We start from the raw sequence: 643 nt of genomic DNA, 5'->3' as shown, positions 1-643 counted from the left end.
TCTGCCCCTCCTAGCTCATTTTCTGCCGCCAAACGTGAAGCGGTGAAAATCTATCAAGACCACCCAAGCAGTTTTTACTGCGGTTGTGATATCCAGTGGCAAGGCAAAAAAGGCGTTCCAGACTTAGCCTCTTGCGGTTACCAAGTTCGCAAACAAGAAAAACGCGCAGCTCGCATTGAATGGGAACATGTGGTTCCTGCCTGGCAATTCGGCCACCAGCTCCAGTGTTGGCAAAGCGGTGGGCGCAAAAACTGTTCGCGCAACGACACGGCTTTTAAACTCATGGAAGCGGATTTACACAACCTGACCCCAGCGGTTGGTGAGGTGAACGGAGACCGTTCTAACTTCAACTTCAGCCAATGGAACGGCATGGATGGTGTCAGCTATGGCCGCTGCGACATGCAAGTGAACTTCAAGCAACGCAAAGTAATGCCACCCGACAGAGCTCGCGGCTCGATTGCACGTACTTACCTGTACATGAGCAAGGAGTACGGATTCAAACTCTCCAAGCAACAAACTCAGCTAATGAGTGCTTGGAACAAAACCTATCCGGTAGACAAATGGGAATGTGAGCGTGACGAGCGCATCGCCAAAGTACAAGGTAACCACAACCCGTTTGTTCAAGAGGCTTGCCGCGCACTGT

At 51.3% G+C, this 643-nt stretch carries 1 protein-coding gene; it reads left to right on the top strand.

The window, feature by feature from the left end; translation table 11 throughout:
- On the top strand, nt 1–643 hold a 643-nt coding region (locus tag R8O11_RS28585), incomplete at both ends, for an endonuclease (protein WP_318195041.1).

Source organism: Vibrio sp. 1288 (assembly GCF_033344475.1).
Note: the sequence above shows the minus strand (reverse complement) of the source record. Positions and strands in the feature narration are given on the sequence as shown.